Origin of the sequence: Priestia sp. FSL W8-0524, from assembly GCF_038005965.1 — a bacterium.
GTDB classification, from domain to species: Bacteria; Bacillota; Bacilli; order Bacillales; family Bacillaceae_H; genus Priestia; species Priestia zanthoxyli.
In genome coordinates this window covers 3958701-3982763 of the sequence record NZ_JBBOUG010000001.1, presented here as the reverse complement: position 1 = coordinate 3982763, position 24063 = coordinate 3958701, and the positions used below count along the sequence as shown (strand labels likewise).

The window sequence follows — 24063 nt, the reverse complement described above, 5'->3', positions numbered from 1 at the left end:
GTAAACACTATGGAGAAACGAATGATAAAGGAATGGTATTATGCGCTTACTATTAACGACGGCCTTATGTGTAGTTTCTCTGCTAGGATGCAACCATGATAAACCAAAACCTGAGACTAAAACTTCCTCTCAACCGCGGGCAGCTGAAACGTTTGGTGCAATGAATACAAAACCTTCACTGATGGTACACCAGCATGTGAAAGGACAGAACGTATACGTCGAATGTATTCTAAGCGGGTTTTCATTTTCAACAGAGAGTGGATTCCTTCAAATCACAGTAGATGGAAAACCATTTAAAGAAATGAAGCAAGCAGCCTTTGTTTTAAGTGATCTTCCAAAAGGATCTCATACTGTTACGATTGAACTGATGAAATCTAAAGAAGAAAGTTATCAAGTGAGGAATACCTTTACGGTTGAAATTATATAGTTAAAAAGTAGAACTTGTAGTAAATCAGTGTAAGCTGTTTTAGCAAGTTCTTTTTCTTTAGATCCAAAACGTGATAAGATAAAAACGGAGGTGCACAGCCATGCTGACAACAATGAGAACTGTTGAATTACTCGACGAGTCTGATCACGTAGCGAACATGGTGTTACAATCAGACGTAGCCGAGAACTATCGTCAATGTTTATATAGATTAAATAAAGATTCACATGCACAGGCATTAATTGCTCAATTTGTGAAAATAAAGGAACAGTATGAGGATGTTCAGCGATTTGGAAAATATCATCCTGACTATAAAACCATTACGAGACAAGTACGTGATGTAAAGCGTCAAGTTGATTTACATGCGACAATCGCTGCGTTCAAAAAAGCAGAAAATGAATTGCAAAAACTGCTTGATGAAATTAGCGTTATCCTTGGTCAAGCTGTTTCAGAGCATGTTAAAGTACCGACGGGAAATCCGTTTTTTGATACGGGAAGCAGCTGCGGCGGTGGCTGCGGATCTGGTGGAAGCTGCGGGTGCAGCGCATAAGCCGTTCACTGTATAAATCGAACGCAATCAGCACAGGAATTTCCGCAGCAGGCCATTTTACGCTGTGGAACGTAAAACCTGTGCTGATAGACATAAGTAAGATGCTGACTTCTGACAAAACTTGAGCGCCACGTAGCATTTGTATTGGATGTAGCAAAAATAGATGAAGCTTCTAGAAGCTCATCTATTTTTCTACGCTCAATTGATGTGTTTATATACAAAAAGGGTATATTTGTGATTTTTTTGAAAATGACTTGTTCAATAGCTCTGTGCTCGTTAAAATGAGTAAGAAAGAGCATCCAGATATCATCTAAATTCATACATAAAGCACCTACTTCATATAAAAGAATTTATGATAAAGAAAACCAATATAACGTATGCAAAAGGGGAACTAAATATGTTTGTTGAACGTCAAGGAATTGTGGCGTATGTGCATTCTGTTAAGCAAGCAAAAGCATTGCGAAAGTACGGAAATGTACATTACGTATCTAAAGAATTAAAGTATGTTGTCTTATATTGCAACCAAGATGGCATTGAAAAAACAATCCATAAACTTCAGTCTCTACCTTTTGTGAAGAAAGTAGATCCTTCTTATCGGCCGTTTTTAAAAACAGAATTCGAAAATTCAAAGCCGGATAAAGCGAAGGAATATGACTATAAGATAGGAATTTAAACAAAAAAGGAATGTAATGTACATTCCTTTTTTTATTTTACTTGGCCTTAGCAAACGAATAGGCAGGGATGAGGTTATTGCATTGGCGGAATAAAGCGGTTCATTCGCAAAATGCCAATAAGGTGCTGATAGTATAGTGCTGTTTCTGGAAAGGTAGTAGATGGTTTGACATCGAGTACCACAATTTCTTTTCCCGCTTCCTCAGCTGCTCGTTTAAATAACTCAACGCGCTTGCTGTCGTTTTGTTTTAAAACAATTCCTTCTCGGCAAACGTAAAGCGGTTGGAAATTCCCTTCAGCTGTTGGATGCAAGACAGCGACAAAAGAAGCTACTTGTCGATCTTCTTTTACTGTTCGCAGCATAATAAGATGGGCAAGACGATGTTTGTTGCTTTTGACAATCTCTAACAGCTCATAAATATCTGAATACCCTTCTCCGAGCTCAATAAAACGCTGAATCATATGTATTTCCCCCTCTATGTATTAAAAAAGCAAACTCACGTAGTTTAATGTATCACTGAATATTTTAGGAGTAAATAAAAAAATCCCTACAACTACTCATTGTAGGGCCCTTCAATAAAGGGGTGTAATCACCTCTGCGATTACAAGCACCTTGATGAAGGCAAAGGGAGAGGAGAAACCGGAGGAAGAACTTATGGGGAAACGTAAGTCTTCTCCGCGGTTGGCAACAACATCGGTTAGATGATGTTGTTACTAGTCAGTATGTCCGTTTTAAACGTTCATATACCTGTCTCGTGAAATTCACTTTTTAAAATATAAAAGACTGATAACATGACAGAGAAAAAGGGTAAATTTACGTTTATGATGACATATTAAAGTAAAGGAAATCTTTTATGAACGAAATGCCGAATGATCTGCATAGGTGTATCTAAGGAGACGGTCGTAAAAGTCCAGCATAAAAGCAAGGTGCTGGGTTATTGCACAGAATGCATACAGCATTGAATAAATTGAGGATTTTTGCTAGTCTTTGTAATTCAAAATATGTTAGGATAATGAAGAATAAGGAAGTAAAAGTAAGGTAGTGATAAGGATGAGAGTAGTAGCAGGTTTATATAAAGGCCATGCGTTAAAGGCGGTTCCAGGATACTCAACCCGCCCTACAACAGATAAGGTGAAAGAAGCTATTTTTAATATGATTGGACCGTTTTTTGAAGGTGGAACAGCTCTTGATTTGTTCGGTGGAAGCGGTGGCTTGGGAATTGAAGCTCTAAGTCGAGGAATAGATAAAGTCATTTTTGTGGATCGGGATGGCAAAGCGATTCAGACGATTAAAGCAAACTTAGCATCCTGTCGGTTAGAAGACCGCGCTGAAGTGTATCGAAATGATGCAGAGCGTGCACTGAAAGCGATAAAGAAAAGGGAGCTGACTGTCGATTTACTTTTGCTTGACCCACCGTATAAAGCACAAAAGTTGAAAGCGCTTATCGAAACGGTAAGTGAAGAAAACCTTCTGGAAAAAACAGGAATTATTGTAGCGGAGCATTCTCATGATGTACATTTAGATAATGAGATTGGTTTATTTGAAAAAATAAAAAGCGAAACGTACGGTATCATTGGTGTTTCTATTTATACATACAAGAAAGAAGAATCAGTTGAATAAATCAATGAGCTGTTAGATGTAGAAAGGGGATACGTATGGGTAGTATAGCTGTTTGTCCAGGAAGCTTTGATCCAGTTACGAATGGACATTTTGATATTATTAAACGAGGCGCAAATGTATTTGATACGATTTATGTGGTTGTTTTAAATAACTCCTCAAAAAGTCCTCTATTTACAGGGGAAGAGCGAGTAGCTTTGCTGAAAGAAGTAACAAAATCACTTCCTAATGTGGTAGTAGAGTCGTACAGCGGATTATTAATGGAGTATGCAAAAGAAAAGCAGGCAAAGACCATTTTAAGAGGTTTGCGTGCAGTATCAGATTTTGAGTACGAAATGCAAATCACATCTGTAAATCGCGTATTAGATAAAGAAATCGAAACGTTATTTATGATGACAAATAATCAATACTCGTTTTTAAGTTCTAGTATTGTAAAAGAGGTAGCTAAATATGGCGGGAATATTTCTGAATTAGTTCCTCCCCCTGTTAGAGAAGCGCTTGCAGAAAAATTTGAACAGCTGTCTCAAAAATAAGATAAAAAAGAACGTGACGTTTTCTTTGCCGATAAGAAAACGTCACGTTCTTTTTTTACTAGGAACGATGAAGAAACGCTCGTTTTGAATATAGATAAATATAGCAGCACAGCGTAAAAATCGTTAGGAGCGGGCCGTACACGTTTAGCCACTGCGATAGAATCGTAACGGACTCCAAGTGAGAAAAAACCGGCAGTGCTCCTTCAGATGCTTGAAAAGTAGTAATGGATTCCCGAAGAGGACCCCATAGAAAGATAGTGAATACTACCGCAAAACAGCCGTGAAAAATTCGGGCAATAAAAAACGGAAAAAATCGAATATCTGTTTCGGCGAGTATGCTAGCTACTTGTGCTTGAACAGAGAAACCGCTAAAGCCTAATACAAAGCTAACGATGATAATTTGATGAAACAGCAGCGTGTCCGGTGCTTCGCTTGCTAGGCGGCTTCCTAACGTAATTTCAAAAAGCCCCGAAATAAAGGGAAGGCTCAGCTCAGTCCCTATATGACAAAGGGAAAATAAATAAGCTAGACCGCTGCTTAAAACGGCCGTGATATGAGTCACATATAAAAGTTTGTTTAATACAGAAAATAAAATGATAAAACCGCCAATCATTAAGAGAGATTGAACTGCAGAAGTAACCGCATCTCCTAAAAGCTTCCCGATAGGACGCTTATCTTTTAATCGCGTTTTATGCATTTCGTGAAAAGCTAACGATAAAGAAGGTTTTTGAATTACTTGTCCTTTAGGTTTTGCTGATCCATAAAACCGCATCACCAGTCCTACACAAATATTCCCTATGTAATGAGAGAGAGCTAATATGATACCGACAGCTGGATTGTGAAAAAAGCCAACTGCCACAGCTCCAAAAATAAAAATAGGGTTAGATGAGTTAGTAAATGATACGAGTCTTTCAGCTTCAATAGCTGTTAGCTGTTTTTCTTGGCGCAGCCGGGAAGTGATTTTTGCACCTGAAGGAAATCCAGAAGCCATGCCCATTGCTAAAGCAAAACCCCCTACTCCAGGTACTCGGAATAAAGGCCTCATAAACGGCTCTAATAAGATCCCAATGAACTTCACTACGCCAAAACCAATAAGCATTTCTGAAACAATAAAAAAGGGCAGCAGAGAAGGAAAGACGACCTTCCACCATGTGTTGAGACCTCTTACTGAACCTTCTAGCGCTTCTTTTGGATATACAATAAGCGCAATAGCGAGAAGTGTTACGCTCGTCCCGAGCAGAAGTGTTTTCACCATCGATTTATTCAACGAACGATTCATCTCCTTTTCTAAGCTCACGTCATTTTGATAGGAATGAAATGAGGAGTTTTAGGCAAATGTACAAGTTCTTCTATATATCAATATACGAAGCTATGCATCGACTTTATGCCTATGTGTAAGGAGAAAATAAATTCATACTGAATAAAAAGGCGTCTTGTCACATTTGGAAATACAATTCATATACATAAATCAATGCACTTCTAGAATATTCAAGGAGTAAAAAAACGTATACGCAGCAAGAGAAGAGTAAGAATTTCTTAAAACAACCTTCAGTATAGTATAATGCTTAATAACCACCGTTGATTGAGCAAAACATATCTTTAGCTTCATACAAAATGAACAAATAGAAAATGAAGAATAGTCCTATTGAAGACAGGGCAACAATGATAGAGAAGCTCATCAAAAGTTTTTACATTTTTAGAAGTCTATAAGGTAAAACGAGGGGGCAGGTAAAGTGGAAAGCCCAAAAATAGGAGTTGCGTTAGGCTCAGGTGGAGCTAGAGGTTTTGCACATTTAGGAGTAATCAAAGCGCTAACAGAAAATAACATTCCTATTGATTTTCTAGCTGGCAGCAGCATGGGAGCTTTAGTTGGTGCACTATATGCGTCAGGTATTGAACTGGCAACTCTTTATAAAATGGCGCTAACGTTCAAACGAAAGTATTATTTGGATTTTACCGTGCCAAAAATGGGATTTATTACGGGCAACAGAGTAAAGTCGTTGGTTCGCACTTTTACGCAAAATAGAAACATTGAACAGTTATCTATACCGTTTGCCATTGTAGCGACAGATTTGAAAACAGGAGAGAAAGTGGTGTTTAAAAAAGGACCTATCGCTGAAGCGGTGAGAGCAAGTATTTCAATTCCAGGAATCTTTGCTCCCGAAGTAATTGATGGGCGATTGCTTGTAGACGGCGGGGTAGTGGACCGTATTCCTGTATCGGTTGTAAAAGAGATGGGATCTGATATTGTCATTGGAGTCGATGTATCAAAAGCGAAAGTGAATGCAGAAATCAGCTCCATTTTTGATGTCATTATGCAAAGTTTAGATATTTTGCAAGATGAGCTAGTAGCTCACCGAACTATTGCTTCAGACGTTATGATTCGTCCTAATCTCGATACTTTTAGTTCCAGAGCATTTACAAACATTCAAGAAATGATGTCAATTGGTGAACAAGCAGCACATGAGCAGTTGCCTTCTATTCTACAAGCAATTGATCATTGGAAGGAGAACAAAAAAAGTGAAATCTAGAATTAGAATTTTGGTATATTTGGCTGTTATTGCAGTGGTGGCAATGCTTTGTTTTTATCCATTACCGTACTACATTACAAAGCCTGGAATGGCAGAAGAACTTGCGCCTATTATTAAGGTAGAAGATGGATACCATGAAAAAGGGACGTTTATGCTTACAACTGTAAGAATGGGCAGAGCAACTCCTCTTTCATATGGTCTTGCGAAAATACAGGACTTTCATGAAATTTTCCCTACAAAGCAAATTTTGCAGCAGGGTGAAAGCGATGAAGATTACTCGACAAGGCAATTACATATGATGGATACGTCAAAAAATGCCGCTATTTCAGTAGCATATGAAGCAGCTGGAAAGAGCGTTTCCTACCACAATAAAGGCGTATATGTTACATATGTTGTAGAAAATATGCCTGCACATGGAAAACTTCATGTTGGAGATGTCGTGACAAAAGTAGATGAGAAAAAAATTCAAACTGCTGAGGACTTAATCAACTACGTATCGACTAAAAAAGCAGGAGATTCAGTATCAATTTATGTAAAAAGAGATGGCAAAGAAAGCAAACATACTCTAAAAGTTAAAGCATTTCCTGACGAGCCGAAACGAGTAGGCCTAGGAATTGCCTTAGAAACGAACCAAGAATTAAAAGTCAAGCCCGATATACATATTGATACTGAAAAAATAGGAGGGCCTTCAGCGGGACTGATGTTCTCACTTGAAATCTATAATCAGCTTGTTAAAGAGGACATGACAAAAGGCCACCGCGTTGCAGGTACAGGGACTATCAATGATAAAGGAGAGGTAGGACCAATCGGAGGTATTTCACAAAAGATTGTAGCCGCAGATAAAGAAGGAGCAGAGATTTTCTTTGCACCAAATGAAAAAGGGGCTGCTGGCTCTAACTACCGAGAAGCAGTGAAGACAGCCAAAAAAATAAACAGTGATATGAAAATTGTACCCGTAGATTCATTTTCGGATGCCGTAACCTATTTAGAAAAGCTGAAACCATAAAAAAATCGTCTCTTGCAGACGATTTTTTTATGGCCAAATGATAGGAGGCTGCGTATATTCTTGTTTCATAAACTGAGAGCGCAGAGGCTCCTGAAACGGCGTACTATAAACATGTGTCGCTTTAATATCGGTATCAATTTCTTTTAGTTTACATTGCGATACAGTGGATACAATAGGAAGGGACAGCTTTTTCTTAATTGTTTTTAAATAGGCTTGTCCGGTCTTTGACATTCCCAATAAGCGAATATAAGGATCAGCTTGTTGCATCTCACTTTTTGTTGTATTGGTTAAAAGGTGAACGCACATGCGCTGTAAACGGGTTCTCGTATATCGCTTCGTTTTAACATTTGTTAAAAAATCTTCAAATGAAGTAGATGAAGAAATATAAGATAGCAGTCGATGTTCAATACCTTCTTCTATTTCATAAATACGCTGTAAGTCATAAAGTGGAGTAGTTAATAATTTGTATTTCAAAAATGGGAAATAGTGCTCCCAATGATGAAACTGTCCGTGTGCTTGTTTGTAAGCTGCTAATTCGTTTGCTGTACTAACTGGCATATGCTTGCCCAGGTCCCCATGGCTGCTGCTGTCAAAAATAGCTTTACGTATGCTTGTAGCGCTTGAAATAAAAGAGGAAGACAGGGAATCATCGTGATAATGTGATTGAATTCGAGTGATTGTATATGGTTTAATAGATGCATGCTGTTTTTTTATGGCAGCTACATAGCTCATTCCAAGCACATTATTTGGCTGAGATAGATCAATAGGAGCCTCCGTGAAAAGCTGTAAGAAAGCATTGGAAGCTGATTTTGGATAACTGTTTCCTTTTTTCATCTCTTGTTGAATTAAGGCAGATAGTTCTGATTCATGAGCTTCGAGCAAATCAGCGGTGCGGGTAAATGAGTCAATATTGCCATTTTCGCTGCCAAAGCATACAAAGTCAGCGTGAAGGGATTCCAAAATAGAAATAGCGCCGCTTGCGAATGTTTCAGCTTTTTGAGTAGAAAAAGCATAGGGTAATTCAACGACTAAGTCTGCACCAGCGGCTAAAGCCATTCTTGTGCGGGACCATTTCGATACAAGAGCAGGCTCTCCGCGCTGCAAAAAGTGCCCGCTCATAACAGCAATCACACAATCTACTCCGGTTTGTTGTTTGGCTTGCTGCAAATGATAAGCGTGTCCGTTATGAAAAGGATTATATTCGACAATTATTCCAACTGCTTGCATAATGTCTCCTTTTAATTTATTATTTTTAGTCTAGCTCTTTGTTTTAAAAACGTTTTTTTATGAAAGTAAGAAATTTTTACAAAAAAGCATATTTAAGTACATTATAGTGTAAAGAAAAAATATTGACAAATAATCTTGTGAAAGCTATAATAACCTTTGTTGCCTTGAGGTGATTAACAATGAAATGGACAATACATCAATTGTATCAGTTGCAAAATAAAGGTCTAACATTTGACGAAGTGATTGACGGCAAAGAGTTTATGAATGCTGATCCTCAAATTCGTAGAATGTCAGATGTAAACGTGAAAGGAAGAGCCGACATTAGCTCTTCGAAAGTAACGTTTCACCTTAAAATTTCAGGAGAAATGACGTTGCCTTGTGCTCGTACATTAGTTGACGTTCCGTATCCGTTTGAAATTAACGCAACTGAAACGTTTTTATTGAATGTGAATGCTGATTATGAAGAAGATGCTGAAGTACGCATTGTAGAGGGAGAAACGGTTGATTTACAACCTTTGATTCAAGAGTTAATTATTGTTGAAATTCCTCTGCAGGTATTTAGTGAAAATCAGCAAGCGGCAGGAGCAGCTCCACAGTCAGGAAAAGACTGGGAAGTTGTTACCGAAGAAGAACAGCAGGAAAAAGTAGATCCCCGCTTAGCCGTACTCGAAAATTTCTTTAAAGACAAAAAGAAATAAAAATGCGAAGATCCGGCTTTCGGGCCTTCATATGATTTTAAAATTCTTTTAAGGAGGTGGGAATAATGGCTGTACCTTTTAGAAGAACATCTAAAATGAAGAAAAGAACGCGTCGTACGCACTTTAAATTACAAGTTCCTGGTATGGTAGAGTGCCCAAATTGTGGTGAAATGAAACTATCACACCGCGTATGTAAAGCTTGTGGTACTTACAAAGGAAATGACGTAGTAAGCAAATAATTGCTTATTTAAATAAAAGACCCTCTTAAAGGGTCTTTTATTTTTTTTGCCTTTTTTCCTTCTCTGCCCTTTGGAAGAGAAGGATTTTTCTTATAGAACAAGAACTCTTTTTAAATAAACAATTACTGTTGTAAAAGGATTCATACCTTGTCCATAAGACCTGCGGTAGTATGTCAACTGAAAAATGAAAGAACGTAAAGTTATCAAAGGGCAATTTACTTAAAAAAAGCATCACGAAACTAGACCAGTAACGAATGTTATTTACTGGAAAATATTTGAAAGGTAGCGATGACAAGTTTTATGTCATATTTTCACGCCCCTTTCTGGCGTAAAGAGTTGGTGACTGCGTAGTAGCGCATCCACCAATCGCACGAGTTTTCTTGCGGTTAGAACGAGTGCACGTTTGTGTTGATGTTTTGGTACTTCACTGTACTTTTTCACGTAGTAATCCCGGTAATCTGGAACTTGCTTTCGTACGGAGTTGGCGGCTTCAACTAAGTAATATCGCAAGTAGTGGTTACCGTTACGTGATAGGGACGTGTCTTCGGCAGTAAAGCGCCCAGACTGATGCTTTCGCCAGTATAGACCTGCGTATTTTGCTACTTTAGCTTCATCATCAAACCGGTCTATTTGGCCAATTTCAGCTATGATACCCGCAGCGAATACGGGACCAATTCCAGGGATGGATTCAAGCGTGTGTGTCAATCCAGCCATCAGTTTTTTGATCGCTTTGTCAATTTCTTTTATCTGCTTTTGGAAGGTGCGAATGACCTCGATCGAGGTCCCAAGTATCACATCCATGGAATCTTCCACTACCTTGTCCAAGCGATACGAAGATCGCACGGCTTTCTGAATGGAGGTTGCCACACATTTCGGGTCACCAAATCGGTTTTTCCCTTTCTCTTGAAGGAATGCTGCTAGTTCCTCCAGTGGTAGGTGGGCTAGTTCTTCCAAGCTGTATTTCTCTAAGAAAAGCTCCATCATTGCGTTACCGAAGACCGAGGAGTCTACTTCTTGAGAGAAAGTATTACACTTATAGCTTAGGTGTTGAAGAAAATGCTGCTTTTCTTTTGTCATCATACGAATGAGTTGGTAACGGGACCGAGTCAGTTGTTGTAAGGCCACGTATTGGCTTTCTTTGACCACTGACATCTGGTTACGTCCAAAACGTAAGTAATCCGCAATGATAAAGGCATCGATTTCATCTGTTTTGTTCATGTCCGAATAGCTTTTCTTAAAATTAGCTATTTGTTTAGGGTTCATGACAAACACCTTGGCACCGAAGACTTTTAAGTCTTCATCATGATGGAGAAACATCGACGGGTGAAAACTATAGACCGATGTAGATTCTAAGCCAATCTTTAAGACGTCAACTTCTTGATCGCCTATGCAGTCCAATAAACGCTCTTTAAGCAACGTCGCGCCTGGTAAGTCATTGGTGACGGTAAAGGCATTCAGCTTTTCTCCTTCACCATTTAAAATGCATACTTTCATATCAAACGAACTTACATCTAAACCAACAAATAATCTCACGGGAGAGACCTCCTTTCGATTTAGAATCACTTGGCATTTCCTTGGACGTCTCGAGATATCTCTAGTGTGTACGCCGACCAACAACCTCGTGTATCAGAGCTTCCCCTGCATTCGAAAGCCGCCATAGAGCTACTACCCTCTAGGTTCGAATGACAGGCTGCTCAGCCTGCGAGTAGGGAGTCCCGCGCGTTCACTGAGAAACAGTCTTACATTGTGGTTAATCCACAGGAGAAAGAAGAATTGTCCCAAATGATCCTATGATCATTATCTAGAAATATCTTGAGACGTCCAAGTAATATGTTATTTAGTTTATTAATTAATATGGAAACAGATCTTAGCTCCTAAATAGGGCTTAAATATAATATACGAGGAGGAAAAAGCATGAAAAAAAGCGAGCTGTTTACTACAAGCCAAGGCATTGCTACATTTGTGATTAATCGCCCTGAAAAGCGTAATGCCATTGATTATGATGTGATGAATGAACTGCAGCAAGCTGTAGATTATGTGAAACATAATCAGTTAGTAAAAGCTTTTGTAATTACAGGTGCTGGTTCAGACGCATTTTGCAGTGGAGGAGATTTAAGCGTATTTCATAAGCTAAAGACTTCGAAAGAGGCGTCTCAAATGTTAACGAAAATGGGGAGAATTCTTTATGAAATTTTAACGCTCCCAAAACCAACAGTTGCCCTTTTGAATGGAACATCGGTTGGGGGGGGGTGTGAGCTTGCGATTGCATGTGACTTCCGTATAAGTGCAACACATAGCGAAATGGGCTTTATTCAAGGGAATTTAGGAATTACAACAGGCTGGGGAGGAGGAACCATTCTTCTTGAAAAGCTGCGGTATCAAGAAGCGATGGAAATGATCTACAGTGCTCAGCTGTATGGAGTAGAACGAGCAAAGCAAATTGGATTTCTTTCCTATGTTACGTCGTTTAAAGAGCTAACTATGAGGTGTGAGGAGTGGTTAGCTCCTATTACTCATAAATCGACCCAAGTATTGCAAGCTTACAAAGAAATCGCTATTGAGAAATGGGAGCAAAGCCGGGTTTGGAATCGAATGGAACAAGAAATTCATCGCTGTTCGATATTGTGGGAATCGCCTGAACATGAAGAAGCGGTTCAAAAGGTCATCGTTAAAAAAACATAGTTATGAACTGCATTTCCATAGCAATATAGTTAATAAGCAAAAGATGAAAGAATCACGGATTTCCCATTTTGCTTCAAAGTATATGAAAGATTTTCTTGATTGAGAAGAGGAACAATAGTCTATCTTATCTAGTAGGTGCATATTCATTTAATAAGTACGGATAAGGAGGGATAGAAAAATGACTTCTTCTCGTCAAGATGCATGGACTCATGATGAAGATTTATTACTCGCAGAAATTGTACTGCGTCATATACGTGAAGGTGGCACTCAGCTAGCTGCATTTGAAGAAGTGGGGAAGAAACTTACACGAACATCAGCAGCTTGTGGCTTCCGCTGGAATTCTTTTGTGCGCAAACAATACAAGACTGGTATTGACCTTGCGAAAAAACAGAGAAAAGAATTAAAAGCAAGAACTGTTTCAAAAGACGACGAGCAGCCTGCACGCTTATCATATATGGAAGCAGAGAAACATATTTCGCTTAATGAGGTAATTAAGTATTTAGAAAATGTAGATCAAGGGCAAAAACACTCGTCGGAGCTTCTCGAAGCTAATGAAGAACTGCAGCAAAAGATTGAACGTTTACAAGAGAAAGTAACGATTTTGGAAAAAGAAAAAAAAGCTTTGCAAAACAATTTGTTAATTGTGGAAGATGACTATAAAGCTCTTATTGAAATTATGGAGAGGGCTCGTAAAATGGTTGTATTAAAAGAGGATGAAAAAAGTAGAAAAGTGAAATTTCAAGTGGATAAAAATTTAAATTTAGAAAAAGTTCAAAAGTGAAGCGATAGCTTGAATGCTCCCTACTTCATGTTAATCATATATACCACATAGATATAAAATAAACAGCTGGAAATCAGCTGTTTATTTTTGTTCGCTTACACCGTTTGGTAGCCAAATAAGAGGGTTTTCTCCCAAATCACGATCGATATCATACGTTACAGGTACGAACCCCATTTTTGACCAAAAATCACTCGATTTTACTCGCGGGCTTGTTTTGATAGGTAATTGAAAGGATTTGGCATATTCAACGAGCGTTTGACCTAATCCTTTGCGCTGAAAATCGCTGAGCACTTCAAGTTTCCACACTTCAATATACGTTTGAGGCGGCTCGAAATATTGATCGTACTGTTTGTTTCGTTTATAGAGACTCATGCGAGCCACTAAGCTATTTCCAAAATAAATGCCGTAAAACGGAGAATTTATTTCATTATCGGAAATCTTGGCATGTAATTCTTCTAGCATTGAAAGTTCTTGAATGCCATATTCTTTGAATTTCTTGAACTCTTCTAGCGTTTTAAAATTAATTTTTAAATGCTTCACTTCGTAATTCATCCCATATCCCCCTTGTTATGTCTCCTTGCTAGATGAACGAACTGGATTGGTTCGTTCATCTAATATTATATAACAAAAATACAAAATATTCTGTTTTCGTGATTGGTGAACGAATATTCAATGCGCACAAAGAAAAATGAATTCTTTCGGTTAAATACGAAGAATACATTACTATAAACATCACTTTTTAGAAAGGAGGCAAAAGGGAAACAGAATTCAAATAGAAAGCGTTTTCAAAAATTGTAGAGGAGTTTTAAAATTATTGTAGAATTATATGGGGGAAAGTAGAAATTTGAGGAAAGGGGAGAGAAAGGTGAAAAAAATACTGATTGCAAATCGAGGAGAAATTGCTCTTCGTATTATTCATACATGCAAACAAATGGGCATTGAAACGGTGGCTGTCTATTCCGATGCAGATGCAGAACTTCCTTATGTTCAAGCGGCTACAAAAGCACGTCGAATTGGAGAGCCTCCTGTGCAAAAGTCATATTTGAATGTGGAAGAGCTGCTTAGAATTAGTCATGAAGAAAAAGTAGACGCCATTCATCCTGGATATGGATTTTTATCGGAAAATAGTGCATTTGCTAAAAGAGCGATTGATGAAGGTTTTTGTTTTATCGGTCCTTCTCCCGAAATCATTTCGATGATGGGCGACAAAATTGCTGCCCGCGCTGCGATGAAAGAAGCGGGTGTACCTGTTGTCCCCGGCAGCGAAGGTGATGTGACGTCGGTTGAAGAGGCTTGTAAAGTAGCGGGGGTAATTGGATATCCCGTTATGTTAAAAGCAAGCGGAGGCGGCGGAGGAATTGGGATGGTGCGCTGCGATAACGAAGAAGCAGTAAAACAAGTATATGCCTCAACAAAAGCAAGAGCAAAAGCATATTTTGGTCATGAAGGAATGTTTATTGAAAAGCTTATAACAAACGCAAAACATATCGAGGTACAGGTCTTTGGAGATCAGCATGGTAATGTCGTTCATCTTTTTGAACGCGATTGTTCTGTACAAAGAAGAAATCAAAAAGTGATTGAAGAAGCCCCTGCGCTTTCTTTAAAAGAAAGTACGCGACAAGCCATGCAAAACCAAGCCGTTCAAGCGGCTAAAGCAATCGGCTATTATAATGCGGGTACGGTGGAGTTTATCGTGGATGAAGACGAAAATTTTTATTTTCTTGAAATGAACACGCGGCTGCAAGTTGAGCATCCGATCACCGAGCAAATTGCAGGGGTCGATTTAGTTAAGTGGCAGATCTTAGCTGCGCGCGGTGAAAAGCTTCCTCGTATGCAAGAGGAAATAGCAGCAAATAACTACGCCATTGAATTTCGAATTTATGCAGAAGATCCGTTTACTTTTTTACCGGCTCCGGGGAAAATTACGGGTTATCACTTGCCGGAGCGAACCTACGCGCGCGTAGATAGCGGCTACAGTGATATGAATGCGGTTACACCTTTTTATGATCCAATGATTGCAAAGGTTATCATTACTGGTCGTACGCGTTCAAATGCAATTGAACTAGCTAAATCATATTTTACAGAAGCTGTTGTAGAGGGAATCAAAACAAATATTCCTCTATTTAAGCAGTTGTTAAATGAAGAGTTATATGAAAAGGGCACCTATAACACATCGTTATTATCAACAGTATTAAATAAAGGAGGAGCACCACAATGAGTGAAATCAAAGCGACAATGGCAGGCATGGTATTTAATGTGTTTGTTCAGCAAGGAGCAAGTGTAACTAAAGGAGAAGTTGTTGTTGTATTAGAATCTATGAAAATGGAAATTCCTATTGAAAGCGATCAAGCTGGTATTGCAGAGACTGTCCATATAGCCGTGGGGGATTTTGTGAACGAAGGCGACGTTTTGGTGACTATTTCATAACTCATAAAGGGGAGATATCATGATACATACAGGTGAATCTCAGAAAAAATATGATGAAAACCGTCAAAAAGTAGAGCGGGGCAACGCTGAAAAGTACAAAGAGAAACTTGCAAAACAACAGAAGCTTTTTGTAAGAGATCGTTTAGCCCTTTTATTCGATGACGGGAAATATGAAGAAGACGGCATGTTTGCAAATAATAAAGCCGAAGGGTTGCCGGCAGACGGTGTTGTAACTGCGATTGGAAAAGTAAACGGTGAAACGGTTTGTGTAATGGCTAATGATTCTACTGTAAAAGCAGGGTCTTGGGGAGCTAGAACAGTAGAAAAAATTATTCGGATTCAAGAAGTTGCAGAAAAACTGCATGTGCCTTTACTGTACCTAGTGGATTCTGCTGGAGCGCGTATTACGGATCAATTAGATATGTTTCCAAACCGCCGAGGAGCTGGAAGGATCTTTCACAATCAAGTAAAACTTTCCGGCGTCATTCCTCAAATTTGTTTGCTTTTCGGTCCGTCAGCAGCTGGAGGGGCTTATATCCCTGCATTTTGTGATATTGTTGTGATGGTAGATGGGAACGCTTCTATGTACTTAGGGTCGCCGCGTATGGCCGAAGCCGTTATTGGAGAAAAGGTTACGCTAGAAGAAATGGGAGGAGCACATATGCACTGCAGCGTTAGCGGGTGCGGGGATGTGCTGGCTTATTCTGAAGAAGAAGCTATTTCGTATGCCAAATCTTATTTAACGTACTTTCCACAAAACTATCAAGAGAAGCCTAAAGTACAAAAAGCTAAAGAGCCTAAGCAGACAAAAGATTTAATAGAACTAATTCCGGAGAATCAAAATGTTCCATTTGATATCTATGAAGCAATTGATACCCTTATTGACGAGGGGAGCTTTTTTGAAATAAAAAAACTGTTTGCCGCCGAATTGGTAACAGGGCTTGCACGAATAGATGGAAAAGTAGTAGGGATTGTTGCTAATCAGCCAAAAGTTAAAGGGGGAGTGCTGTTTGTAGATTCAGCAGATAAAGGCGCAAAATTTATTCAATTGTGCGATGCATTCCATATTCCTTTGCTGTTTTTAGCTGACGTGCCTGGATTTATGATTGGAACCAAAGTAGAAAGAGCTGGCATCATTAGACATGGAGCCAAATTAATTGCAGCGATGAGTTCAGCTACAGTTCCTAAAATTTCCGTAGTCATGCGTAAAGCTTATGGCGCAGGGCTTTACGCTATGGCTGGTCCGGCTTTTGAACCAGATTGCTGCATTGCATTGCCTACTGCTCAAATTGCCGTAATGGGTCCTGAAGCTGCAGTAAATGCCGTCTATTCTAATAAAATTAATGAAATTGAAGATCCGAAAGAGCGGTTCATGTTTGTTAAACAGAAACAGCAAGAGTATAAAGAACACATCGATATCTATACGCTGGCATCTGAACTTATTATTGACGACATCGTTCCTGCTAACGAACTGCGTCGAACGTTAATTGACCGCTTTCGCTTATATGAAACAAAGAATGTGACCTTTAGCCGTCGTAAACATCCGGTGTATCCCGTATAATAGAAAAAAACGGGATCACTCTAAATAATTTACAATAAGCCCGGTGATTTTTAATCACACGGGCTATATGAATAGGTAAAATTTAAAGAATGCATTTAATTCAAAGCATTTTTTTGCTAAAATGAAACTCAATAATAGAAAGAGGAACAAAAAATACGATGAAAACTATAGGTATTATTGGAGGCGGATCATTAGGTCTGTTGTTTAGCGCGTATTTATCAGATTGTTATGATGTAACCTTGTACACGAAAACACCAACTCAAGCAAAGTGTATTAACGAAAATGGAATTACCTTACATAGACAAGGGGAACATCACACGAAAAAAGTCAGTGCTATCCCTCTGGAAAAAAACATAAAAGAAGCAGATTTAATCATTATTACTGTAAAACAGTATCATTTAAAAGAGATTATTCCTTTTATTAAAACCCTTACTATACATACTCCCCTTTTGTTTATCCAAAACGGTATGAGCCATATTGAAATTCTCAAAAACCTCCCGCAGCGCACTCTCTATTTGGGTACAGTTGAACATGGGGCAATGCGTACAAATATGGATAGCGTCCATCATACAGGAATAGGAACAACCCGTATTGCTTCGTACAGAGGAGAAATGGAGTCTATCTTACCAATTGTGAATTTTCCTTGGGTAATTGAAAAAGATTGGTATGCGATGCTGGTGAAGAAATTAGTTGTAAATGCGCTCATTAATCCTCTTACGGCGCTGTATCGCGTGAAAAATGGGCAGCTGATTCACAACAGCTATTTTTATAAAACGATGCGCCTATTGTTTGAAGAGATTGCGGATGTATTAAAACTAGATTCAGCTTTTAATTATTGGGAAAATGCGCTGGGGGTTTGTTCGCGCACGAGTACAAATCAATCTTCTATGCTAAAAGATATACAGGAGGGGCGGCAAACCGAGATTGATGCTATCTTAGGTTATATCCAAACACAAGCTGCTGAAAAAAGAACGTCGACGCCTATTGTTGACTTTTTATATAGGTCAATAAAAGGAATCGAAGAAGAAAAGGGTGAGTAACATGGGAAGTTTTATTGCTGGCGTTTTTGCGACGTTTGTCACTCTGCCGCTCGTCGGTTTTTTTATTCTATACATGCTTTTACGCAAACTGACGAAAAATAAAAGGAAATCTGTCCACATAGCAACGTACATTACTACGGTTTTTCTTATTTTGTCCGTGCATTATGCAGCTGTGGAAATTTTCGGGCACTCTTTTTTGTGGTTGATTGCGTTAGTCCTTTTAGTTGTGGCAATGATTATGATGTTTGTACATTGGAAAGTCAAACATGACTTAGAAATGAAGCTTATTGCGAAAGGGTTCTTTCGGATGAATTTCGTTTTGTTTCTTATTGCACATATTGTGTTAAATATAGGTGGAATCGCTTTTCGTATTTCCTCTCTGTAAAGCATGTTACTAGACGTGAGCAGTTACATTATGGATAATGAAGCTATATGTAGAGAATATAAGTATTAGGAAAAGAAAGGAAGTTCTTTCATGGAGATTACAGACGTCTCTTTAAAGGCGGGAAACAAACTAACGAACGATTACATAAAAGGTGAAAAGCAAGCACTTTCCTTTTTTCATTATAATATACACGAAAAAGACGTATATGAAAAACGTTTAGCGGACGTTCAAAAGCAGTCTTATCCAAGAGAACAGCTTGCTGAGTATCTGCTTGATTTTAATAAGCGCTACGGAGCATCTTCTAAGACGATTGAAAATATTGAAAAGCTAAAAGATCCTAACAGCGTAGTGGTCGTTGGAGGTCAGCAAGCGGGGCTGCTTACGGGTCCTTTGTACACCATTCATAAAGTGATTTCAATTGTGCTGCTAGCTAAACAACAAGAGGCAGCTCTAAACGTGCCCGTGCTTCCGGTATTTTGGATTGCTGGAGAAGATCATGATTTTGCTGAGATCAACCATGTATACACAGAGCATAAAAACCAGCTTTTAAAGAAAACGTTAAAGCATTCTTTAAAGAAAAAGCAAATGGTTTCTCAAATCGAATTAGATCATGAAGCCTGTAGAAGCTGGGTTCGTGATGTTTTTCAAACGTTTAACGAAACGGCGCATACAAATCAGGTGTTACACTTTGTTTTAGAGGCGTTAGATAAATCACGTACCTATGTCGATTTCTTTGCTCATTTGGTTACCACATTGTTTGCAGAGTCAGGTCTTATTTTAATGGATGCAGCTTCTAAAGAAGTGCGCAGCATTGAATCTTCTTTCTTTGTGACGTTAATTGAACAAAATGACAAATTATCGTCAGCCGTTGTGGAACAGCAAACAGAGATTCAAAAACAATACGGACGAATGATTGAAGTGGGAGAAGAAACGGCCCATCTCTTTTATTCACACAACGAAAACAGAGTACTTTTAGAAAGAGACGCAGAGCAAGAGCAGTTTGTTGGAAAGCAAAATGAACTCGCGCTGTCTAAAGAAGAGCTGGTTCAAATTGCTAAACAAACGCCAGAGCTTCTTAGTAATAACGTTGTGACTAGACCCCTTATGCAGGAGTACTTACTTCCTACCCTTGCGTTTATTGCAGGTCCAGGGGAAGTAGCGTATTGGGCAGAGCTTGAAAAAGCATTTTCTTTATTTAGCTTTAAAATGCCTCCCGTGGTTCCGAGGTTATCCTATGCAATCGTAGAAAGACATATCGAGAAGTATATGGATGAACTTCAGTTAGACCTTTCGAATGTCATTAACAAAGGCGTAGATGCAGAGAGGGAGCACTGGCTTAAGACAGAAGTTCACAACCCGTACGAAATGTATTTTGAAAAAGCGAAAGAAGATTTTGAAAAAATTCATAAAACTCTTCGTGAAAATATTCAAAAAGAAGACAAAACATTTGATGAAGTCATGCTTAAAAATCGAGCGATTATTCAAAAGCAGTTTGAAACCATTCAAAAGATTGTCGAATCCAAACAGCTCATTAAGCACGATGTGAAGCATTCAAAATATGCTCAAATTGAACTTGCTCTTCGTCCCTACAATGCTCCACAAGAACGCATGTGGAATATTATGTATTATTTAAACGGCTATGGTATGCAATTTGTGTCAGATTTACTAAGTGCTGAAGTCGAATTAAATCACCAGTTAAAAGTCTGCTATGTCTAATAAAATCCTGCTGAAAAGCAGGATTTTTATTTTGGAAAAGAGAACAAGTTTACAAGGTGAATGTCAGCCAATTGGATCCTTATAAGGTATTTATTTCTAATTACACAAAAAAACCTTATATTCCTTACATTTTATTCTACGAATATGTCCTACTTTTAACAAAATGACACTATTTGTGACAAAAAGACAAAATTCTACTTAATTCTTATATAAATAGCTGAAATAATGTTGAACTTTGATATATAATATAAACGTGTATATATATCAAAGAAAAACACCGTTTTTTGCTTTTTGTATACATAACTAAGTAGTTTAGAAAGAAGTAGGTGTCATAATGTTTAATCACACAACTGTTTTGCTTAAAGAAGCAGCGGAAGGCTTAAATATTAAGCCGGATGGAGTATATGTCGACTGCACGCTTGGCGGAGCAGGTCATAGTGAATATATCGTAAAACAGCTATCAGAAAAAGGGAAATTAATTGCGTTTGATCAAGACGATGTTGCTCTTGAAAATGCAAAAGAAAAATTAGCCCCGTATCTAGACAGAGTTATTCTAATCAAAAGTAATTTTCGCTATTTAAAAGAGCAGCTAATGAAACATGGAATTGAAGAAGTAGATGGAGTATTGTTTGACCTAGGCGTCTCGTCTCCTCAGTTGGATACACCAGAGCGAGGGTTCAGCTTTCATCATGAGGCCCCGCTTGATATGCGCATGGATCAAAACTCAAAGTTTTCTGCGTACAACGTAGTAAATGAATGGCCTTATGAAAAACTTGTAAAAATCTTTTTCCAATATGGAGAAGAAAAGTTTTCGAAACAAATTGCCCGCAAAATTGAGGCATATCGAGAGTCTAAACCAATTGAAACAACGCTAGAGCTGGTTGATCTTATTAAAGATGGTATTCCAGCGCCAGCTAGACGAACGGGTGGACATCCGGCAAAACGGATTTTCCAGGCTATTCGCATTGCTGTAAATGATGAGCTTCAAGTATTTGAAGATGCAATTGAACAGGCCATGGATGTAATCAAAAAAGGTGGACGTGTAAGTGTTATTACCTTCCATTCACTTGAAGACCGAATTTGTAAAGTAGCGTTTAAAAATGCAAGCACGGTTCCGCAGCTTCCTCATGGACTGCCGGTTATTCCAGAAGAATTTAAACCTAAAATGAAAGTCATTACAAGAAAACCTATTTTACCTTCAGAAGAAGAGGTAGAAGAAAATAAGCGCGCGCGTTCGGCAAAGCTTCGAATTGTTGAGAAATTAGTCTAATAAAAGGGTTTAATCAAAGAGGAGGGGACGAGAATGAACAATGCAGCATACAAAGTAAGAGAGCAAGATCAGCAGCAGAAGCAGCAAAAGACGGTACGTCAAGTTGTTCGAAAGACACAAAGAAAAATCACGGTTGGTGAAAAAATTGTGTATTCTGGGTTTGTCGCACTCATGCTGTTTGGGTCTGTGCAAATCATTTCAAATCAATCTTCGCTTTATAGCATCAGTGAAGAAGTGCAATCACTCGATGGAAAGATTGACAAGCAAGAAGCAAAAAACAATGAGTTAAAATTACAGGTAACAGAGTTAAGTGCATACGATCGTATTTGGACAAAAGCAAAAGAACTTGGACTAAAATTGAATGAAAATAACGTAAAAGTCGTTAACGATTAATTGCGATGACTACGCCAAGAAAAAATAGCAATATTAGTACAGGAGCAGCAATATTAATTTTAATATTTGCATTGCTCTTTTTTGTATTAGCCATCAGGTTCTTTTACATCCAAGCGACGGGCAAAGCAGACGGAGAAGCTTTAGCCGAAATTGCACAAAAACAGCATACGCGAACGTCTAAAATTGAAGGACAGCGCGGTACGATTTACGATCGAAATGGAGAAGCAATCGCCCAAGACACGGGTGCTTATACGGTTGTGGCGATTTTAGATAAAAAACAAACAAAAGATAAAGATCACCCGCAACATGTGGTAGACCCAGAAAAGACGGCTCAAAAATTAGCCCCATTGTTGAAGATGGACGAATCGAAAATTGAAAGCATGTTAACGAGAGGAATTAAACGTGGTACCTTCCAAGTAGAACTTGGCCCAGGCGGACGTGATATTGATAACGTGCTAAAGCAAAAAATTGAGAAGCTAAATCTCCCGGGCATCACGTTTTTACGCGATTCGAAGCGTTTCTATCCAAACGGTGTATTTGCCTCAAGTATTTTAGGATATGCACAAAAAGATGATACGGGTAAAATCGTAGGGAAAATGGGAATTGAAAAAGTATTTGATAAGCAGCTTTCTGAAGAAGATGGATATGTGAAATACGAAGCTGCTAAAAACGGAATTAAGCTTCCGGATCCAAAAGAGTCAATTGTAGCTCCTAAAAACGGAGACAGCGTTACGCTTACGATTGATGAAAAAATTCAAACGTTTTTAGAGGATGCGATGACAGCTGCTGCTAAAGAATATAAACCAGAAGAGCTAATGGCAACGGTAGTGAATCCGAAAACCGGTGAAATTTTGGCGATGTCAAACCGACCTTCATTTGATCCAAATATTCGTGATATCACTTCTTATCGCAATCCGTTTGTTGAAAACAGCTATGAGCTTGGTTCAACGATGAAAATCTTTACGCTAGCAGCCGCGATTGATGCAGGCGTTTATAACGGCGAAGACCGCTATCAGTCGGGATCTTATAAAGTAACGAAAAACAGCGTTCCGATTAACGATCACAACGGCGGAGTCGGCTGGGGAGCTATTACATTTAATGAAGGAATTCAAAGGTCTTCAAATGTAGCGGTTGCCATTTTAGCCAACGAAAAATTAGGTACCGACCGTTTGTATAAATACTTGGACAAGTTTGGCTTTATGGATAAGACGGGAATTGACTTGCCAAATGAAGCTTCTAGCAAGTTAGTGACGAAGTACCCGAGAGACCGCGTAACCACTGCGTTTGGACAGGCGTCTGCTTTTACGCCTATTCAAGAAATTCAAGCGGCTACTGCGATTGCAAATGACGGGAAAATGATGAAGCCTTACGTGATTAAACAAGTAGTCGATGAAACAAATAAGAAAACAATTAAGAAAACAAAACCTACCGTAGTAGGCCAGCCTATTTCTAAAAAAGCAGCGAACGAAACGCTAGGTATTTTAGAAACCGTTGTTTCTTCTGATGATGGAACAGGCAAACCTTACGCGATTGAAGGATACGATGTCGCTGGAAAGACGGGAACAGCTCAAATTCCTGGGCCTACCGGAGGTTACCTGCATGGACACGGGAAAAATTTCATTTCCTTTATGGGCTTTGCACCTGCTAAGGATCCAAAGCTCCTTGTCTATGTAGCCGTTAAAAATCCAACTCTCACGCCTCAAGAAACGGGTACTGCGCCGCTTACAGCTGTATTTAATCCGGTGATGAAAAATAGTCTGCAGTATTTAGGAGTGGAGCCTCAAAAAACGAATGAAGACGGAAAAGAAACGAAAGAAAAGAAAGTGGATTCAGAAATCAAGCTTAAATCTTACGTTAATGAATCAGTTGATAGTACCGTGAAAGACTTAAAACAAAAAGGGCTTGTTCCTGTTGTAATAGGTAAAGGAGATACGGTAGAAAGCCAATCACCGACTTCTGATACCATTGTCACTGGTCAACGCGTGTTCATTAAGACAAACGGAAAAGCCACAATGCCTGATTTAACAGGTTTTTCACATCGTGACGTTATTCGCTTTAGTGAATTTGTCAACGTTCGACCTAGCGCACTTGAAAATGGTTATGTTGTAAGTCAAAGTATTAAAGCAGGAGATCCGCTAAAAGCAGGAACGTACCTGAAAGTGGAACTTGAAACGCCTAAAGAATTTTCAAGCACGTTAAATAAGCTAAAAGAAACGGAAAAAAGTGAATCTGACAGTAAAAAAGACGATAAGCAACTTGACTAGAAAATAAGTTCTAGTGAATCCTGTACAAGCATATATTGGAACGAGC

General features: G+C 38.7%; 26 protein-coding genes. 20 read left to right on the top strand and 6 right to left on the bottom strand.

From position 1 onward, the window contains the following. Positions 1-40: 40 nt before the first annotated feature. The gene (locus NST66_RS20795; protein WP_033579756.1) at positions 41-427 is read left to right on the top strand and encodes a hypothetical protein; all 387 of its coding nucleotides are present in this window, start codon (positions 41-43) and stop codon (positions 425-427) included. Positions 428-527: 100 nt separating this feature from the next. Continuing rightward, a complete protein-coding gene (locus NST66_RS20790) occupies positions 528-974 on the top strand; it encodes a YlbF family regulator (RefSeq protein ID WP_028411490.1) in 447 nt (148 codons plus the stop codon). A gap of 5 nt (positions 975-979) precedes the next feature. Here NST66_RS20790 and NST66_RS20785 read toward each other — a convergent pair whose 3' ends face one another. Continuing rightward, positions 980-1294, bottom strand: coding sequence for a hypothetical protein (locus NST66_RS20785; RefSeq protein WP_033579757.1), 315 nt, complete (start codon positions 1292-1294; stop codon positions 980-982). A gap of 77 nt (positions 1295-1371) precedes the next feature. Here NST66_RS20785 and NST66_RS20780 point away from each other — a divergent pair, with 77 nt between their 5' ends. Then, positions 1372-1647 (top strand): YlbG family protein, encoded by a 276-nt coding sequence (locus NST66_RS20780; protein WP_013058985.1) that lies wholly within the window; start codon positions 1372-1374, stop codon positions 1645-1647. A 74-nt stretch (positions 1648-1721) separates the two neighbouring features. Here NST66_RS20780 and NST66_RS20775 read toward each other — a convergent pair whose 3' ends face one another. Further along, a complete protein-coding gene (locus NST66_RS20775; protein WP_013084871.1) occupies positions 1722-2108 on the bottom strand; it encodes a DUF7147 family protein in 387 nt (128 codons plus the stop codon). A gap of 589 nt (positions 2109-2697) precedes the next feature. Here NST66_RS20775 and rsmD point away from each other — a divergent pair. Both rsmD and coaD read left to right on the top strand, forming a co-directional pair. Further along, entirely contained in the window at positions 2698-3267 is a 570-nt protein-coding gene (rsmD, locus tag NST66_RS20770) for a 16S rRNA (guanine(966)-N(2))-methyltransferase RsmD (RefSeq protein WP_045292866.1), read from the top strand. Between the two features lie 35 nt (positions 3268-3302). After that, on the top strand, positions 3303-3797 hold the full coding sequence (gene coaD / locus NST66_RS20765) for a pantetheine-phosphate adenylyltransferase (RefSeq protein ID WP_013058982.1): 495 nt from the start codon (positions 3303-3305) through the stop codon (positions 3795-3797). A 58-nt stretch (positions 3798-3855) separates the two neighbouring features. On the opposite strand, the gene ylbJ is transcribed toward coaD, so the two are convergent. Further along, positions 3856-5064, bottom strand: coding sequence for a sporulation integral membrane protein YlbJ (ylbJ, locus tag NST66_RS20760; RefSeq protein WP_033579758.1), 1209 nt, complete (start codon positions 5062-5064; stop codon positions 3856-3858). A 466-nt stretch (positions 5065-5530) separates the two neighbouring features. Between ylbJ and NST66_RS20755 the strand changes: the two genes are divergently transcribed. Further along, positions 5531-6328, top strand: coding sequence for a patatin-like phospholipase family protein (locus NST66_RS20755; protein WP_028411486.1), 798 nt, complete (start codon positions 5531-5533; stop codon positions 6326-6328). Beyond that, the gene (locus NST66_RS20750) at positions 6318-7334 is read left to right on the top strand and encodes a SepM family pheromone-processing serine protease (RefSeq protein WP_028411485.1); all 1017 of its coding nucleotides are present in this window, start codon (positions 6318-6320) and stop codon (positions 7332-7334) included. The genes NST66_RS20755 and NST66_RS20750 overlap by 11 nt, the downstream gene beginning before the upstream one ends. Before the next feature lie 27 nt (positions 7335-7361). Here NST66_RS20750 and NST66_RS20745 read toward each other — a convergent pair whose 3' ends face one another. Then, positions 7362-8561 (bottom strand): nucleotidyltransferase, encoded by a 1200-nt coding sequence (locus NST66_RS20745; protein WP_251440101.1) that lies wholly within the window; start codon positions 8559-8561, stop codon positions 7362-7364. 179 nt (positions 8562-8740) lie between these two features. On the opposite strand from NST66_RS20745, the gene NST66_RS20740 reads away from it, so the two are divergent. Together NST66_RS20740 and rpmF are read left to right on the top strand one after the other, a co-directional pair. Next, positions 8741-9259, top strand: a complete 519-nt coding sequence (locus tag NST66_RS20740; protein ID WP_014458367.1) for a YceD family protein — start codon at positions 8741-8743, stop codon at positions 9257-9259. Positions 9260-9324: 65 nt separating this feature from the next. Continuing rightward, positions 9325-9498, top strand: a complete 174-nt coding sequence (gene rpmF, locus NST66_RS20735) for a 50S ribosomal protein L32 (protein ID WP_013058976.1) — start codon at positions 9325-9327, stop codon at positions 9496-9498. A gap of 303 nt (positions 9499-9801) precedes the next feature. On the opposite strand, the gene NST66_RS20730 is transcribed toward rpmF, so the two are convergent. Beyond that, positions 9802-11031: an IS110 family transposase gene (locus tag NST66_RS20730; RefSeq protein WP_050691787.1), complete on the bottom strand. Its 1230-nt coding sequence runs from the start codon at positions 11029-11031 to the stop codon at positions 9802-9804. Between the two features lie 381 nt (positions 11032-11412). Between NST66_RS20730 and NST66_RS20725 the strand changes: the two genes are divergently transcribed. Then, positions 11413-12180, top strand: coding sequence for an enoyl-CoA hydratase/isomerase family protein (locus NST66_RS20725; protein WP_098626941.1), 768 nt, complete (start codon positions 11413-11415; stop codon positions 12178-12180). A gap of 178 nt (positions 12181-12358) precedes the next feature. Beyond that, entirely contained in the window at positions 12359-12961 is a 603-nt protein-coding gene (locus NST66_RS20720) for an RsfA family transcriptional regulator (RefSeq protein WP_028411482.1), read from the top strand. Between the two features lie 81 nt (positions 12962-13042). Here the strand turns inward: NST66_RS20720 and NST66_RS20715 are convergent, their stop codons facing one another. Further along, entirely contained in the window at positions 13043-13513 is a 471-nt protein-coding gene (locus tag NST66_RS20715) for an N-acetyltransferase (RefSeq protein WP_013058973.1), read from the bottom strand. A gap of 313 nt (positions 13514-13826) precedes the next feature. Here NST66_RS20715 and NST66_RS20710 point away from each other — a divergent pair, with 313 nt between their 5' ends. From NST66_RS20710 to NST66_RS20670, 9 genes are all read left to right on the top strand, one after another. Further along, entirely contained in the window at positions 13827-15179 is a 1353-nt protein-coding gene (locus tag NST66_RS20710; protein ID WP_033579760.1) for an acetyl-CoA carboxylase biotin carboxylase subunit, read from the top strand. Then, positions 15176-15388 (top strand): biotin/lipoyl-containing protein, encoded by a 213-nt coding sequence (locus NST66_RS20705; RefSeq protein WP_033579761.1) that lies wholly within the window; start codon positions 15176-15178, stop codon positions 15386-15388. Before NST66_RS20710 ends, NST66_RS20705 begins: the two co-directional genes overlap by 4 nt. A 19-nt stretch (positions 15389-15407) precedes the next feature. Further along, positions 15408-16949: an acyl-CoA carboxylase subunit beta gene (locus NST66_RS20700; RefSeq protein WP_049166164.1), complete on the top strand. Its 1542-nt coding sequence runs from the start codon at positions 15408-15410 to the stop codon at positions 16947-16949. A 158-nt stretch (positions 16950-17107) separates the two neighbouring features. Next, complete coding sequence (locus tag NST66_RS20695) at positions 17108-17989, top strand: 2-dehydropantoate 2-reductase (RefSeq protein ID WP_034265299.1); 882 nt, start codon at positions 17108-17110, stop codon at positions 17987-17989. A 1-nt stretch (position 17990) separates the two neighbouring features. Beyond that, positions 17991-18374 (top strand): DUF3397 domain-containing protein, encoded by a 384-nt coding sequence (locus NST66_RS20690; RefSeq protein ID WP_013058968.1) that lies wholly within the window; start codon positions 17991-17993, stop codon positions 18372-18374. Positions 18375-18464: 90 nt separating this feature from the next. Then, a complete protein-coding gene (bshC, locus tag NST66_RS20685; RefSeq protein WP_034265296.1) occupies positions 18465-20090 on the top strand; it encodes a bacillithiol biosynthesis cysteine-adding enzyme BshC in 1626 nt (541 codons plus the stop codon). 334 nt (positions 20091-20424) lie between these two features. After that, entirely contained in the window at positions 20425-21360 is a 936-nt protein-coding gene (rsmH, locus tag NST66_RS20680; protein WP_028411477.1) for a 16S rRNA (cytosine(1402)-N(4))-methyltransferase RsmH, read from the top strand. A gap of 33 nt (positions 21361-21393) precedes the next feature. After that, positions 21394-21753 (top strand): cell division protein FtsL, encoded by a 360-nt coding sequence (ftsL, locus tag NST66_RS20675; RefSeq protein ID WP_340843682.1) that lies wholly within the window; start codon positions 21394-21396, stop codon positions 21751-21753. A gap of 5 nt (positions 21754-21758) precedes the next feature. Beyond that, positions 21759-24017, top strand: a complete 2259-nt coding sequence (locus NST66_RS20670) for a penicillin-binding protein (protein ID WP_154989730.1) — start codon at positions 21759-21761, stop codon at positions 24015-24017. The last annotated feature ends 46 nt before the right edge of the window (positions 24018-24063 follow it).